This window comes from Streptomyces qaidamensis, assembly GCF_001611795.1.
GTDB lineage: Bacteria > Actinomycetota > Actinomycetes > Streptomycetales > Streptomycetaceae > Streptomyces > Streptomyces qaidamensis.
This window is the reverse complement of record NZ_CP015098.1, coordinates 1787241-1801936: the sequence shown is the minus strand read 5'-3', so window position 1 is coordinate 1801936 and position 14696 is coordinate 1787241. Positions and strand designations below refer to the sequence as shown.

General features: G+C 70.8%; 16 protein-coding genes. 10 read left to right on the top strand and 6 right to left on the bottom strand.

The annotated features are described in order from the left end of the window. Positions 1-16 precede the first annotated feature (16 nt). From A4E84_RS07805 to A4E84_RS07795, 3 genes are all read right to left on the bottom strand, one after another. Positions 17-718 (bottom strand): L,D-transpeptidase family protein, encoded by a 702-nt coding sequence (locus tag A4E84_RS07805; RefSeq protein ID WP_062925840.1) that lies wholly within the window; start codon positions 716-718, stop codon positions 17-19. Positions 719-721: 3 nt separating this feature from the next. Continuing rightward, entirely contained in the window at positions 722-1309 is a 588-nt protein-coding gene (locus A4E84_RS07800) for a pyridoxamine 5'-phosphate oxidase family protein (protein ID WP_062925839.1), read from the bottom strand. A 140-nt stretch (positions 1310-1449) separates the two neighbouring features. After that, complete coding sequence (locus A4E84_RS07795; RefSeq protein ID WP_062925838.1) at positions 1450-2382, bottom strand: hypothetical protein; 933 nt, start codon at positions 2380-2382, stop codon at positions 1450-1452. A gap of 224 nt (positions 2383-2606) precedes the next feature. Here A4E84_RS07795 and argH point away from each other — a divergent pair, with 224 nt between their 5' ends. The 4 genes from argH to A4E84_RS07775 all read left to right on the top strand — a co-directional run bounded on the left by argH (position 2607) and on the right by A4E84_RS07775 (position 7359). Then, positions 2607-4040 carry an argininosuccinate lyase gene (argH, locus tag A4E84_RS07790; RefSeq protein ID WP_062925837.1) on the top strand — a complete coding sequence of 478 codons (1434 nt, stop codon included), beginning with the start codon at positions 2607-2609 and terminating at the stop codon, positions 4038-4040. Positions 4041-4216: 176 nt separating this feature from the next. Next, entirely contained in the window at positions 4217-5188 is a 972-nt protein-coding gene (locus tag A4E84_RS07785) for an aldo/keto reductase (protein ID WP_062925836.1), read from the top strand. An 87-nt stretch (positions 5189-5275) separates the two neighbouring features. Beyond that, the gene (locus tag A4E84_RS07780) at positions 5276-5827 is read left to right on the top strand and encodes a TetR/AcrR family transcriptional regulator (RefSeq protein ID WP_062925835.1); all 552 of its coding nucleotides are present in this window, start codon (positions 5276-5278) and stop codon (positions 5825-5827) included. Further along, complete coding sequence (locus tag A4E84_RS07775) at positions 5824-7359, top strand: MFS transporter (protein ID WP_062925834.1); 1536 nt, start codon at positions 5824-5826, stop codon at positions 7357-7359. Before A4E84_RS07780 ends, A4E84_RS07775 begins: the two co-directional genes overlap by 4 nt. Before the next feature lie 241 nt (positions 7360-7600). Here A4E84_RS07775 and A4E84_RS07770 read toward each other — a convergent pair whose 3' ends face one another. After that, complete coding sequence (locus A4E84_RS07770) at positions 7601-8275, bottom strand: lysophospholipid acyltransferase family protein (RefSeq protein WP_062925833.1); 675 nt, start codon at positions 8273-8275, stop codon at positions 7601-7603. A gap of 386 nt (positions 8276-8661) precedes the next feature. Here A4E84_RS07770 and A4E84_RS07765 point away from each other — a divergent pair, with 386 nt between their 5' ends. From A4E84_RS07765 to A4E84_RS07755, 3 genes are all read left to right on the top strand, one after another. Then, the gene (locus A4E84_RS07765) at positions 8662-9837 is read left to right on the top strand and encodes a glycerophosphodiester phosphodiesterase (protein WP_062925832.1); all 1176 of its coding nucleotides are present in this window, start codon (positions 8662-8664) and stop codon (positions 9835-9837) included. 90 nt (positions 9838-9927) lie between these two features. Then, the gene (locus A4E84_RS07760) at positions 9928-10422 is read left to right on the top strand and encodes an RNA polymerase sigma factor (RefSeq protein ID WP_062925831.1); all 495 of its coding nucleotides are present in this window, start codon (positions 9928-9930) and stop codon (positions 10420-10422) included. A 57-nt stretch (positions 10423-10479) separates the two neighbouring features. Further along, a complete protein-coding gene (locus tag A4E84_RS07755; RefSeq protein ID WP_062925830.1) occupies positions 10480-10977 on the top strand; it encodes a GNAT family N-acetyltransferase in 498 nt (165 codons plus the stop codon). A gap of 95 nt (positions 10978-11072) precedes the next feature. Here A4E84_RS07755 and A4E84_RS07750 read toward each other — a convergent pair whose 3' ends face one another. Both A4E84_RS07750 and A4E84_RS07745 read right to left on the bottom strand, forming a co-directional pair. Next, positions 11073-11501, bottom strand: a complete 429-nt coding sequence (locus tag A4E84_RS07750) for a hypothetical protein (protein ID WP_062925829.1) — start codon at positions 11499-11501, stop codon at positions 11073-11075. Next, entirely contained in the window at positions 11482-11841 is a 360-nt protein-coding gene (locus A4E84_RS07745) for a hypothetical protein (RefSeq protein ID WP_062925828.1), read from the bottom strand. The genes A4E84_RS07750 and A4E84_RS07745 overlap by 20 nt, the downstream gene beginning before the upstream one ends. Positions 11842-11910: 69 nt before the next feature. Here A4E84_RS07745 and A4E84_RS07740 point away from each other — a divergent pair, with 69 nt between their 5' ends. The 3 genes from A4E84_RS07740 (at position 11911) to A4E84_RS07730 (ending at position 14673) form a co-directional block, all read left to right on the top strand. Next, positions 11911-12561, top strand: coding sequence for an HAD family hydrolase (locus tag A4E84_RS07740; RefSeq protein ID WP_062925827.1), 651 nt, complete (start codon positions 11911-11913; stop codon positions 12559-12561). Between the two features lie 373 nt (positions 12562-12934). Next, on the top strand, positions 12935-13969 hold the full coding sequence (locus tag A4E84_RS07735; RefSeq protein ID WP_062925826.1) for a methionine ABC transporter ATP-binding protein: 1035 nt from the start codon (positions 12935-12937) through the stop codon (positions 13967-13969). Then, positions 13966-14673: a methionine ABC transporter permease gene (locus tag A4E84_RS07730; RefSeq protein ID WP_062925825.1), complete on the top strand. Its 708-nt coding sequence runs from the start codon at positions 13966-13968 to the stop codon at positions 14671-14673. Before A4E84_RS07735 ends, A4E84_RS07730 begins: the two co-directional genes overlap by 4 nt. Positions 14674-14696: the final 23 nt, after the last annotated feature.

Here is a 14696-nt window from a genome sequence, read left to right as displayed (position 1 = left end):
CACGGCCGGCGCACCGTCACAGACCCGTGACGGCCGTCTTCCCGCTCGTCGTGCCGACGGCGATGTGCGGCCGCCGCGCGGGGTCGGCCCAGGTCAGGATCCGCCGCATCGCGTCCTCGGACACGGACACGCAACCGGCCGTCGCACCCCGCCCGTTGACGTGGAGGAAGATGCCGGCGCCGCGCCCCCGCACGGGACGCTCGTAGTTGAAGCCGATGACGAGCGCGTGTGCGTACTGGGCGCGGTAGGTGATCAGCTGCTCGGCCTCGGCGGCCCGGCAGTCGGCCGCGCGCGGCTCGCTCCAGCGGTTGTAGGAGCGGGAGTCGTCGTCCTGGCACCACCAGGAGTCCCGGTGCACCCTGCGGTAGCCGTACGCCGTCCCGCGCGGTGCCGCCTTGATGCCGAAGGCGTACGGCAGGCCGTAGAGGCCGGTGGGTGTGGTGCTGGTGCCCTGCTTGCGGGAGGCGCCCGCGACGAGCCCGTTCGCTCCGAAACGGGCGGGCGCGGAGCCCTTCTTCACCCAGCGTCCGTCCCCGCCGCGGTCCCACCAGCTGACCGTGCCCGTGGTCGAGGACAGCTCCGGGGCCACCGCGGTGATCAGCTGGGTGCCGCCGCCGGTGTCCGCCATCCGGGCCGGCAGCGGTGGCGCGGGCGCGGGCGGCCCGGCGCCGAGCACGATCAGGCAGGAGACGGCGAGGGCGACGGCACCGGGGCGCATGCCTCAGACCGTAGAGGGAGGCAGCGGCAACGGCAGCCCGGGTAGTCCGTCCAGGCTGCTGGCGATGTGCTCCTTCTTGCTGAAGTACGCGCTGAGCGATGCGTCGTCCTCGCGGGAGAACCGCTTGCCGTGCAGGTCCCGGTCCTCCTCGTACGCCATGAAGGGCACCCCGTACCCGCAGGTGTCGCGGACGAGTTCGGCGGTGACGACGATGATCGCGCGCAGGCCGTGCCGCGTCGGGTCGATGTCCGGGAAGTGCGCGAGCAGTTCCCCGAAACGGGGGTCGTCGCGGAAGACCGGCTCACCCCTGCCGTGCACGCGGACGATGTTCGGCGGGCCCTGGAAGGCGCACCACATCAGGGTGATCCGCCCGTTCTCCCGGAGATGGGCGATGGTCTCGGCGTTGGAACCGGCGAAGTCGAGGTAGGCCACCGTGAGCTCGTCGAGCACCGCGAAGGAGCCGGTGAGCCCCTTGGGCGAGAGGTTGACCGTGCCGTCGGCCGCCAGGGGGGCGGTGGCGGTGAAGAAGACCGGCTGCGCCTCGATGAACGTGCGGAGCCGGCCGTCTATGCGCTCATAAGTCTTTCCCATGTCGAACGATTATGGTCGCAGATCTTTCGACGGTCTAAGGAATTGCGGGATCCGGTCACCTCTGCCGGATCCCGCGGGCAGGCGTCGTCCGTGGCCGCCCCGGCCGGCGCTCCCACGGGGCGGCCACAGCGCCTGTCACCTCACTTGGTGAGCGTGCAGGCGGCCAGGGAGTCCAGGCCGGCCGGCTTCTCGGCCGTGCGGCCGATGGCGGTGGCGATGCGGTTGACGGTGGCGATCCGCTTGTCCTCCAGGGGGCCGAGGATGGCGTTCTGGACGAAGTTGGGTCCGCCCTGGCCGACGGTGTCGACGAGACGCTTGTTGGCCTCGGCGACCTGCGTGTCCAGCAGGGTCAGGTTCCGGTCGACCTCGGCCTGGGCCGAGGCGGGGATCGCCGGCAGCTGGGAGGCGACGTCCGGGCAGCTGATCGTGCCGGCCCCGGCGTTCCCCGCCTCGCCCGCACCCGCACCCGCGCCGCCCTCTTCGGCACCCGCCCCGGCCTCCGCGCCGGCACCTGCCCCGGCGCCCGCGCCGCCCTCCTCGGCACCCGCACCGGCTCCGGCGCCCGCGCCCGCCTCCGCACCGGCGTCCGCCTCGCCGCCCGCGGCCTCGCCCGCCCCGGCGCCGCCGTCGGCGTTGAGCTGGCAGGCGGCGAAGGCCTCCAGACCCTCGGGCTTCGCGGCGGCTCGCCCGATCGCGGTCTCGATGCGGTTCAGGGCCGCGACGCGCTTGTCCTCCAGCGGGCCGAGGATGGCGTTCTGGACGAAGTTGGGCCCGCCCTGGCCGACGGTGTCGACCAGGCGCTTGTTGGCCTCCTGGATCTGCGTGTTCAGCTGGGCGAGGTTGCTGTCGACCTCCGCCTTCGCCGAGGCGGGGACCGCGGGCAGCTGGCCCGTGACGTCCGGGCAGGTGATGGTGCCGGGGCCCGCCAGCGTCCGGGCGTTCGCGCCACCGCTGTCGGGCGTCTCCCCGGCGAGGGCGAAGCCGGCGATCACGGTGCCGGACAGTGCCACCGCGGCGGCGCCGCCGATGAACGTGACGCGACGCTTGTTGTACTTCGGAAGAGCCCTGGACATGCGGATGCCTCACTAGGGGTCGGGGGTGTCGTCGGTGTCGTAACGCGGCGCCTGCGTTCGGCGAGAGGTACGGGTAAGCGGTTTCCCGTGTTCAAAGGATCTTCAAATTCCTCTCTCCTGACCGGAAACCGCTCCTCGGCCCTGCTGAATTGACGAATCATGCAGAGGTCTGCATACTCATGCATGACGGTGAGGCACATCTACACCCCTTGAGGAGCACGCAGGTGAGCAGCAACAGCGGTGACGTCCGGCTCTGGGGCGGTCGTTTCGCCGACGGTCCCGCCGAGGCCCTGGCGAAGCTGTCCGCGTCCGTCCACTTCGACTGGCGCCTCGCGCCGTACGACATCGCCGGTTCACGCGCCCACGCACGCGTGCTGCACAAGGCGGGCCTGCTCACGGAAGACGAACTGACCCGCATGATCGCCGGTCTCGACCAGCTGGAGGCGGACGTCGCCGACGGCTCGTTCGTGGGCACGATCGCCGACGAGGACGTCCACACCGCCCTGGAGCGTGGCCTCCTGGAGCGCCTCGGCCCCGACCTGGGCGGCAAGCTGCGCGCGGGCCGGTCCCGCAACGACCAGGTCGCGACCCTCTTCCGTATGTACCTGCGGGATCACGCCCGGATCGTCGGCGGCCTCATCGCCGAGCTCCAGGACGCGCTGATCGGCCTCGCCGAGGCGCACCCGGACGTGGCGATGCCCGGCCGCACCCACCTCCAGCACGCCCAGCCCGTCCTCTTCGCCCACCACGTCCTGGCCCACGTCCAGTCCCTCTCCCGGGACGCGGAGCGGCTGCGCCAGTGGGACGCGCGCACGGCGGTCTCGCCCTACGGCTCGGGCGCCCTGGCGGGATCCTCCCTCGGACTGGACCCCGAGGCGGTGGCGAAGGACCTCGGCTTCGAGCACGGCAGCGTCGGCAACTCGATCGACGGCACGGCTTCCCGTGACTTCGTCGCCGAGTTCGCCTTCATCACGGCGATGATCGGGGTCAACCTCTCCCGGATCGCCGAGGAGGTCATCATCTGGAACACGAAGGAGTTCTCCTTCGTGACCCTGCACGACGCGTTCTCGACGGGCTCGTCGATCATGCCGCAGAAGAAGAACCCGGACATCGCGGAGCTGGCGCGCGGCAAGTCCGGCCGCCTGATCGGCAATCTGACGGGCCTGATGGCCACGCTCAAAGCCCTCCCGCTCGCGTACAACCGCGACCTCCAGGAGGACAAGGAGCCGGTCTTCGACTCCATCGACCAGCTGGAGGTCCTGCTCCCGGCCTTCACCGGCATGATGGCCACCCTCACCGTCCACCGCGAGCGCATGGAGGAACTGGCCCCCGCCGGCTTCTCCCTCGCCACGGACATCGCCGAGTGGCTGGTCAAGCAGGGTGTTCCGTTCCGCGTGGCCCACGAGGTCGCGGGTGAGTGCGTGAAGGCCGCCGAGGCCGAGGGCAAGGAACTGGACGAGCTGACGGACGACCAGTTCGCGAAGATCTCCAGCCACCTGACCCCTGAGGTCCGCACGGTCCTCAACGTCCCCGGCGCCCTGGCCTCCCGCAACGGCAGGGGCGGCACGGCCCCGAGCGCGGTCGCCGTCCAGCTGGCAGAGGTGAAGGCCGACGTGGCGGTCCAGCACGAGTGGGCGGTGGCCAGGAAGCAGGGCTGAGGGCATCGCCCTCAGGGGCGCGGGGCTGTATCGAACTGCGGCTCCGCCGTGCGGGCGCGAACAGGCGAAGACGACCCGCACTCGCCGAGACACCGCGACGGCCGAGCTCTGAGACGAAGGTCATCGCGGGTACGTTGGTCGGAAGCCGTACCGGACCCGACCCAACGGAGCCCGCGATGCCCTTCGCTCGACTGGCGACCGCAACGACCCCCACCTGCCACATCGGACTGGGCCTTGCCGCCGTAGGACGCCCCGGCTATATCAACCTCGGACGGGACCGAGATCTGGGAGAGGACCGCAGCGTCGAGACGCTCCGCACCCGCACCCACGAACTCCTCGACGCCGCCTACGCCCAGGGCGTCCGCTACTTCGACGCCGCCCGCTCCTACGGCCGCTCCGAGGAGTTCCTCGCCGAATGGCTCAAGGCCAGGCCGGCCTTCGGCGACATCGTCGTGGGCAGCAAGTGGGGTTACACCTACACCGCCGACTGGTCCACGGACGCCGAGAAGCACGAGGTCAAGGACCACACCCTCGCCGCCTACGAGAGGCAGCGCGCGGAGAGCGAGACGCTGCTCGGCGACCGGCTCGACCTCTACCAGATCCACTCGGTGACCCCGGACAGCCCGGCCCTCACCGACAAGGAACTGCACACCAGGCTCGCCGAAGCCGCCGAGCGGGGCCTCACCGTCGGCTTCTCCACCAGCGGCCCCGCGCAGGCGGAGGCGATCCGCGCCGCCCTCGCCGTGACGGTCGACGGCGAACCCCTCTTCCGCGCGGTGCAGTCCACGTACAACGCGCTGGAGACCTCCGCCGCCCCCGCGCTCGCCGAGGCGCACGACGCCGGGCTCACGGTGATCGTCAAGGAGGGCATGGCCAACGGCCGACTGGCCGGGCCGCACGCCCCGAAGATCGTGCGGGAGATCGCCGAACAGGCCGGGCTGGGCTGCGACGCCGTCGCCCTGGCCGTCATCCTCCGGCAGCCCTGGGCCGGTGTCGTCCTCTCCGGTGCCGCGACCACCAACCAGCTCGCCTCGAACCTGCACGCTGCGGTCGTCGATCTCGACGACGACCAGCTGACCCGCCTCGCCACCCTGGCCGAGGATCCGCAGGAGTACTGGGAGCGGCGCGCGCAGCTGCCCTGGCACTGATCACCCTTGGCCCGCACCGTGCCGCAACCGTGAGTCACGCATGCCCCGCATGAGACAGTGATGTCTCATGTGGGGTACGGTTGTCTCATGGCTGTCGATCCTGAGCACGTGCTGCGCGCCGCCGCCGCCCTGCTGACCCGCAAATCCACCGCGACCATGGACGAGGTCGCCAAGGCCGCCGGGATCAGCCGGGCCACGCTGCACCGCCACTTCGCCGGACGTGACGCCCTCGTCCGGGCGCTGGAGGCGCTCGGCATAGCGGAGTGCGAGGCCGCGCTGGACGCGGCCCGGCTCGACGACGGGACCGCGAGCGATGCCGTACGCCGACTGGTCGGAGCCGTCGAGCCGGCCGCCGGACTGCTCGCGTTCCTCTACACCGAGAACCAGCTGTTCGAGGGCGAGGAGCAGCACGCGGGCTGGGCCCTGATCGACGACCGGATCTCCGCCCTGTTCCGGCGCGGCCAGCTCAGCGGCGAGTTCCGCATCGACCTCACGCCCGCCTGGCTCACCGAGGCGCTGTACGGCCTGTTGGCCTCCGGCGCCTGGCTGGTGCACAGCGGCAAGGGCGCCCCCAAGGACTTCCAGCACATGATCGTCGAGCTGTTGCTCGGCGGCGCACTCAGGAGAGAGGAATCATGACCAGCACCCTGCAGCCGGCGTCGACGACCGAGGCGGTGGAGCGCCCGGCCCGCTGGCTCGCGCTCGGCGTCCTCGTGCTCGCCGTGCTGCTGGTGGCCGTCGACGCGACCGTTCTCGGTCTCGCGACCCCCTACATCAGCGAGGACCTCCAGCCCTCCGGCACCCAGCTGCTGTGGATCGGCGACGTCTACTCGTTCGTCATCGCCGGTCTGCTCGTCTCCATGGGCAGCCTCGGCGACCGCATCGGCCGCAAGCGGATCCTGCTCGTCGGCGCCACGGCGTTCGGCGCGGTATCCGTCTTCAACGCCTACGCCACGACCCCCGAGATGATGATCGTCGCGCGGGCACTGCTCGGCGTCGCCGGTGCGACCCTGATGCCGGCCACGCTCGCCCTGATCCGCAACCTCTTCCACGACCCGCGCGAGCGCAGTCTCGCCGTCGGCATCTGGGGCGCCACGGCCTCCGCCGGTACGGCCGTCGGCCCGATCGTCGGCGGGTTCCTGTTGGAGCACTTCTGGTGGGGGTCGGTCTTCCTCATCAACCTGCCCGTGATGGCCGTGCTGGTCCTGGTCGGGATCAAGCTGCTGCCCGAGTCGCGCACCGCGAACCCCGGCCCCTGGGATCTGGTCAGCGTCGTGCTGTCGCTGGTCGGCATGATCGCCGTCGTGTACGCGATCAAGGAGGCGGCGACCCACGGCTTCGCGTGGACCAGCCTGGCCGCGGGCCTGCTGGGTGCGGCCGCCCTGTACGGGTTCGTCCGCCGTCAGCTCAGTCTCCCGACGCCGCTGCTGGACATGCGGCTGTTCCGCAACCGCGGTTTCAGCGGGGCGGTGCTGGCCGATCTGCTGACCATCCTCGGCCTGTCCGGGCTGGTGTTCTTCCTGTCGCAGTACCTGCAACTCGTCCAGGGCAGGCGCCCGTTCGAGGCCGGGCTGGCCGAACTGCCCGCGGCGGTCGGCGCGGTGGTGGCCGGACTCGTCGCGGGGCGTGCGGCCCGGCGCTTCTCGGTGCGGGCGGTCGTCTCCGGCGGCCTCGCGGCGATAGGCCTGGCCTTGGCCGCGCTCACGGTGCTCGACCAGTCCACGGGCTATCCGCTGCTCGGAACCGCGCTGCTGGTGGTCGGCGTGGGCGCCGGCTTCTCGTTCACCGTGACCGCCGACGTGATCCTCTCCAGCGTGCCCAAGGAGCAGGCGGGTTCGGCCTCCGCCGTGTCCGAGACGGCGTACGAACTCGGTGCAGCGCTAGGCATCGCAGCGCTCGGCTCGATCGTGACCGGCGTCTACCGCGACTTCACCGGCCCCGCAAACACCCCGGCCGCGGCCCACGAGTCGCTGGGCGGCGCGGTCGAGGCGGCGGCGCACATGCCCGCCCACAGCGCAGGAGTGATGCTGGACGCGGCCCGCACGTCCTTCGTCGACGGCCTGGCCCTCGCGGCGGGCGTGGGCGCGACGGTCCTCCTGGCCGCGGCGGTGGCGGCGTGGTTCCTGCTACGGGGCCAGAAGCTGGAAGACGGCGGAACGGAACACGCGTAGGAGCCACGCCCTCAGGGGCGCGGGGAACTGCGAAACGGGCACGGGATTCCACTTGGTCACGCCCGTGGGGTCATGCCGTCAGGGGCGTGGGGAACTGCGCGAAAACAGGCCCGGGGCTCCACCCGGTCACGCCCCTTGACTTCATGCCCTGAAGGGGCGCGGGGAACCGCGCGACTAGCCCCCACAAACCCGCACCGTCAACGGTCCCCAGCCACCCGACGCCATCCACGCCCCGGAAAACCTACGCCGCTTCCTTCGCCTTGCTCGCGTACATGTCCACGTACTCCTGCCCGGACAACCGCATGACCTCTGCCATCACCGAGTCGGTCACGGCCCGCAGCACATACCGGTCCCGGTCCATCCCCTCGTACCGGGAGAACTCCATCGCCTCACCGAACCGCACGGTGACCTTGCCCGGCCGCGGCAGCCCCGCCCCGCCCGGCTGCAACTTGTCCGTCCCGATCATGGCGAACGGCACCACCGGCGCACCCGTCATCAGGGTCAGCCGGGCGATCCCCGTCCGCCCCCGGTACAGCCGTCCGTCGGGCGACCGCGTCCCCTCCGGGTAGATGCCGAACATCCGGCCTTCCTCCAGCACCCGACGGCCGGTCATCAGCGCGGCGACACCGCCGCGCCCGCCGTCGCGGTCCACCGGGATCATGCCGACGCCGGTGAAGAACCAGGCCATCAGCCGGCCCTTGAGGCCCTTGCCGGTCACGTACTCGTCCTTGCCGATGAAGACGACCTGACGGTCGCAGACCAGCGGCAGGATCATCGAGTCGATGAACGTCAGGTGATTGCCGGCGAGGATGACCGGGCCGTTGCCGGGAATGTGCTCCGCACCCTCCACCTGTGGGCGGAACATCAGGCGCATGACCGGGCCGAGCACTGCCTTGATGAGTGCGAAGCGGGACAACGGACCCTCCGGTGTCAAGGGGTTCTGTATGAGTCTGTGCAGGTGAGGACGATACTCGTGGCCCAGGGCATCGCGCACATCGGGCGCGGCGACTTCACCGAGGTCTTACGCATTGTTGACGCGTGTTTACCTGCGGTGGCGCGCCGCCGGAAGGACGAAACGCGGCCGACACGATGTGACACACATCGCCCCGGAGCACATCGCAACGCGTTCCCAGAACCGCGGGACCGAATCGAACAGACACGACGAACCGTCAATTCATCTTCCCCACCAGCCACTACGACATCCGACATCACCCGCGTGTTCGGTCCGAGGTCTCCCATCGGTCATGTACGCGCCCCTACGATCGGCCCGCACTGACGAGCCGAACGGCAGGGAGGGCGCTCATGGGAACGCAGGAGTCGAACGAAGAAACGAGCGGTACCGGAGCGGGCGGGACCGGACGGCGGGCCCTGCTCGGCGCGGCGGTACTCGGTGCCGGGGGAGCGGTCCTCGGCATGGCCGGCACCGCGCGAGCGGACGGCGCCCGGCACGGCGGCGGGCCGGCAAGCCTGCCCAAGCCCACGATCATCGGCCACCGCGGCGCCAGCGGCTACCGCCCGGAGCACACCTTCGGTTCGTACCAGCTGGCCCTCGACATGGGCGCCGACATCGTCGAGGCGGGCGACCTGGTCCCGACCAGGGACGGGCACCTGGTCTGCCGTCACGAGCCGGAGATCGGCGGCACCACGGACGTCGCCGACCACCCCGAGTTCGCCGGCCGCAAGAAGACCAAGCTGCTCGACGGCGTCTCCACCACCGGCTGGTTCACCGAGGACTTCACGCTCGCCGAGCTGAAGACGCTGCGCGCCGTCGAGCGCATCCCGGCCAACCGTCCGCACAACACCCTCTACGACGGCCGCTGGGAGATCCCCACCTTCGAAGAGGTCCTCGGATGGCAGGACGAGCAGACCCGCAAGCGGGGCAAGCAGGTGTGGATCTACCCCGAGCTCAAGCACCCCACCTACTTCCGCAAGCAGGGCCTCCCGCTGGAGGAGCGCGTCGCCAAGCTGCTCCGCAAGTACCGCAAGGACCGGCGCACCTCCCCGGTCATCCTCCAGTCCTTCGAGCCGACCAGCGTCCAGCGCCTGCACAAGCTCGTCGACAACCCGCTGGTCGTCCTGCTGTCCTCGGCGGGCTCCCGCCCCTGGGACTTCGTCGAGACCGGTGACCCGCGCACGGTCGCCGACCTGGTCAAGCCGGCCGGCCTCAGGGAGATCGCCTCCTACGCGCGTGGCATCGGCCCGACCCTGGACCTGGTCATCCCGCGCGACGCCCAGGGCAACCTCACCCGGCCCACGACGCTCGTCTCCGACGCGCACAAGGTCGGCCTGATCCTGCACCCGTACACGATGCGCAACGAGAACCCCTTCCTGCCCGCCGACTTCCGCACCGGCACGGACCCGGACGCCTACGGTGACGTCTTCGGCGCGTACAAGGCGTACTTCGCGACCGGCATCGACGGCGTCTTCACCGACCAGCCCGACACGGGTCTGCTGGCCCGCGAGGACTTCAACGGCTGAGTCAGTCAACACCCGAGTTCAGACCCCTCGGTCGAGTGAGCTTCGGCCGCCCGGGCAACCTGCCGCCCGGGCGGCAGCGTCGCTCCGCATATGACGCACGACCTGGTCACCGCCCTGCGCCCGCTGCTCACCGCCGAGGCCTCCGCGGAGGCATATTCCGCCGGAACCGAGCCGGGTGACCTGGAGCAGGCGGTCTGGCTCCGCCTGCTGGAGCGCCTCGACGCCGAGGGCCCGCCGCTCGACCCGCAGCGGTGGCTCCGCCGTGCCGTCCGCTCCGAGGTGCGCCGCACCCGCCGTACGAGCCGTCTCGAACGGCCGTACGCAGGTGAGCCGGTCGACGACCCGGACCGCGATCCCGAACAGCTCGCCCTCGCCGCGGCCCGCGGCCGGGCCCTGCGCGAGGCCGTGCGCCGCCTCCCGGGTCGCTGCCCCCGGCTGATGGAGGCCCTGCTCTCGCCTGAGGACCTGACATACCGGGAAATCGCAGGGGAGTTGGGTATCTCACAGGGGAGTCTTGGTCCGGAACGTTCCAGATGCCTGGGATGTCTCCGAAGATTGCTCACACCGGAGGTTGGGGCCCGCTGAGGACGGGGATAGGAGTGGGGAACAACCGGTGATCAGATGAGCGGGAGGCGTGCGCACATGGGCATGAGCGTGACCATCTCTGCGGCGACCGAGCAGGACGCGGAGCAGATCTTCAGACTGCAGTACCTGTGCTTCCAGCCGGAGGCGGCGCTGTACGGGAACTACCGCATCGACCCGCTCGTCCAAACCCTCGACTCGGTCCGCGAGGAGGTCACCCGCGACTGCGTCTTCGTGGCCCGGCTCGGCGAGGAGGTCGTCGGCTCGGTCCGCGGGTCGGTCAGCGAGGACGGCGCCGCCGGTATCGGCAAGCTCTGCGTCCACCCCCGCCTCCAGGGGCACGGCATCGGCGCCCGACTGCTCCGGGCAGCCGAATCAGCCCTCGCCGACCAGCACGGCGCCACCCGCTTCCGCCTCCACACCGGCCACCGCAGCGAGGGCAACCTCCGCCTCTACCGCAAGGTCGGCTACGAGACGGTGGGCACGTCCCAGGGTTCCGACGGCGTACCGATGATCGTCCTGGAGAAGCCGGCCGGCACCTACGCGGCGACGGCTTGATCTTCGCCCCTTGAGGGGCGCGGGGCTCTGTCCCTGTGCGGCTGAGCCGCGTGGGCGCGAGCAACCACACACGGCCCGCGGCCGCCTGACGAACCTCAGGCGGCACCCTCCCGAGGCGCACCCTTCCGCAACCAGTAGATGGCGGACAGCGGCAAGAGCACGGGAATGAAGAGGTACCCCATCCCGAAGTCGGACCACACGGTCGCGTCCGGGAAGGCGGACGGCTCGACCAAGGTCCAGGTCCCCACCGTCAACACCCCCACCAACTCGGCGACACAGCAGGCCAGGGCGATCCTCCGTGCCGTCTCCCCACCCCGCACCAGCGAGTACGTGATGAACCCGTACACGACGCCGGCCACCGCCGACAGCGAGTACGCGAGCGGAGCCCGGTCGAACTCCGTCGCGATCTGATACGCGGACCGCGACACCGCCCCCACGACCATCACGCCGTACAGCCACACCAGCAGCGTGCCCGGCCCGCTGATCAGCCGGCGTCGGCTCACCTCAGCCTCCCCAGATGTCATAGAGGCGCACCTCCAGCACCGCCAGCACCACACCGCCGGCGGCCACCGTCACCGACCCCCACCGGGTCCGCTCGGCCAGCGACATGAACCCGGCCGCCGGGACGCACGTGAACGCCCCCAGCAGATACGCCACGAAGATCGTCGTGCCCTGCTCCGGCCTCTCGCCCTGCGCGAGCAGCACGATCCCGGCCACGAGCTGGATCAGTGTCAGCAGCGTGACCACGGCCATCCCGATGAAGTGCCAGTCCTTCGTCGGCTGGTCGCGGTAGGCGGCCCAGCCGCACCAGGCGGCGAGCAGCAGCGCGGCGACGCCGGTCACCAGCGTCAGGGCATCAAGCATGCTGCGACCTTATTACGGCCGAAAAGGCCCGATGCCTGCGGCCCTGGCCTGCACCGTAGGGTCGAGGGCATGACGATCCACGCGCAGGCCCTGCTGTTCGACAACGACGGAACCCTCGTCTCCTCCCTCGCGTCGGTGGACCGCTGCTGGACACGGTGGGCCACGGAGTACGGGATCACGGCCGAGGAGTTCGCCCGGGTCGAGCTGCACGGCCGGCCGGCCGCCGAGATAGCCGCCGACCTGCTGCCCGCCGAGATCGTCCCGCAGGCCGTCGCCCGCATCGAGGACCTGGAGGTCGACGACGTGCCGGGCGGCGGTGTGCACCTGCTGCCCGGCACCCGTGGCTTCCTCGACTCTCTGCCCGGTGACCGCTGGGCCGTCGTCACCTCCGCCACCCGGCGCCTCGCCGAGGCCCGGCTCGACGCCGTCGGCATCCTGCCCAAGACCCTCGTCGCCGCCGACGACATCACGCGCGGCAAGCCCGACCCCGAGCCCTACCTCCTCGCCGCCCGCGCCCTCGGTGTCGACCCGGCACGCTGCGTCGTCTTCGAGGACGCCCCCGCGGGCCTGGCGTCCGGCCGCGCCGCCGGCATGACCACCGTGGCGTTGACCACAACCCACCAGGCCCACGAACTGGACGCCGATCTGGTCGTCGAGAACCTGTCGGTCCTGTCCGCACTGGTCACCGAGCAGGGCGTGGAGATCTCCCTGCGCCGCTGACAGACCGGGACCCTGTCCACCGCCGTCCAGCATCCGGACAGCGGAGGGCCGGTAAGGACCGTACGCGTGTTTTACTGACGGCATGACCACGACGAGCGACCGCATCCCCGCGACCGAGGCGACCATGACGCCCGGTGCTCGTTGTATGTGTCGAATGTGCGCCTTCTAGAGGGCCCCCGCACCACCCCCTGAGCTCGCGCCCCGAAGCGAGACGCGGCCCGTCCGCACGCCCTGAGCGCTGCGACCCGAAGCCGCCCCGCGCACCTGTTCTCCCCGGTTCCACTCCCCAGCGAGAACCGTGTCGCGTCCCTGACCGAATGCACCTGTGCCCGGGCACACCCACGCCCGCGCACTCGACAGTGACGGAATCCCAGTGATCACCACCTCGGGCCTGACCAAGGTCTACCGTGCACGCGGCCGCGAGGTCACCGCCCTGGACGGCGTCGACCTGCACGTCCGCGAAGGCGAGGTGTACGGCGTCATCGGCCAGTCCGGCGCCGGCAAGTCCTCGCTCATCCGCTGCGTCAACCTGCTGGAACGCCCCACGGCCGGCACCGTGACCGTCGCCGGGCAGGACCTCACTGCACTGGCAGGCCGCGGCCCGCGCGCCGGAAAGGAACTGCGGCAGGCGCGCAGCCGCATCGGCATGGTCTTCCAGCACTTCAACCTGCTGTCCTCCCGGACCGTCCAGGACAACGTCGAACTCCCGCTGGAGATCCTCGGCAAGTCCGGGCAGGAACGCTCCCGCAAGGCGCTGGAGCTGCTCGACCTGGTGGGCCTCGCCGACAAGGCGAAGTCCTACCCGGCGCAGCTCTCAGGCGGCCAGAAGCAGCGCGTCGGCATCGCCCGCGCGCTCGCCGGTGACCCGAAGGTGCTGCTGTCCGACGAGGCCACCAGCGCCCTCGACCCCGAGACCACCCGCTCGATCCTGGCGCTGCTGCGCGACCTCAACCGGCAACTCGGCCTGACCGTCCTGCTCATCACCCACGAGATGGACGTCGTGAAGTCGGTCTGCGATTCCGCCGCCCTCATGGAGAACGGGCGCATCGTGGAGTCCGGCACGGTCAGCGAGCTCCTCGCGACCCCCGGCTCGGAACTCGCCTCGGCGCTGTTCCCGCTCGACGGCGAGGCCTCCGGCGAGGACCGCACCGTCGTCGACGTCACCTTCCAGGGCGAGAGCGCCACCCAGCCCGTCATCTCGCAGCTGGCCCGCACCTACAACATCGACATATCGATCCTCGGCGCCGCCATCGACACCGTCGGCGGCCTCCAGGTCGGCCGGATGCGCATCGAACTGCCCGGCCGCTACGAGGACAACGTCGTGCCCATCGGCTTCCTGCGCGAAAAGGGCCTCCAGATCGACCTCCTGGGCCACGACTCCGAACCGGTGAAGGAAGGTGCCAAGTGACCTGGTCCGAGATGCAGCCCCTGCTGGAGCAGGCGTGTTGGGAGACGCTCTACATGGTCGGCTGGTCCACGCTCATCGCCGTCGTCGGCGGACTGCCGCTCGGCATCCTGCTGGTCCTCACCGACCGCGGCGGCCTCCTGCAGAACCTCGCCGCCAACAAGGTCATAGGGCAGGTCGTGAACATCGCCCGCTCCCTGCCGTTCATCATCCTGATGGTCGCGCTGATGGGCTTCACCCGCTCGATCACCGGGACGACCATCGGTGTCGAGGCGGCCATCGTGCCGCTCGCCGTCGGCGCCATCCCGTTCTTCGCGCGCCTGGTCGAGACGGCCGTCCGCGAAGTGGACCACGGGCTCGTCGAGGCCGTGCAGTCCATGGGCGGCAACACCTGGACCATCGTCCGCAAGGTCCTCGTCCCCGAGTCCCTGCCGTCGCTGATCTCCAGCACCACCACCACGGTCGTCGCCCTCATCGGCTACTCGGCCATGGCGGGCACCGTCGGCGCCGGAGGCCTGGGCGACATCGCCATCCGCTACGGCTACCAGCGCTTCGAGACGCAGCTGATGTGGATCACCGTCGCGATCCTCGCCGTCGTCATCTCGGTCATCCAGTTCGCCGGCGACTATGCGGCCCGCTCCCTGCACCGCCGCGGCGCCCACTCGGGACCCGCCCCCAAACTGCGGCTCCTCAAAGCCGCCTCCTGAACCCCCCGTACACCCACAACGGG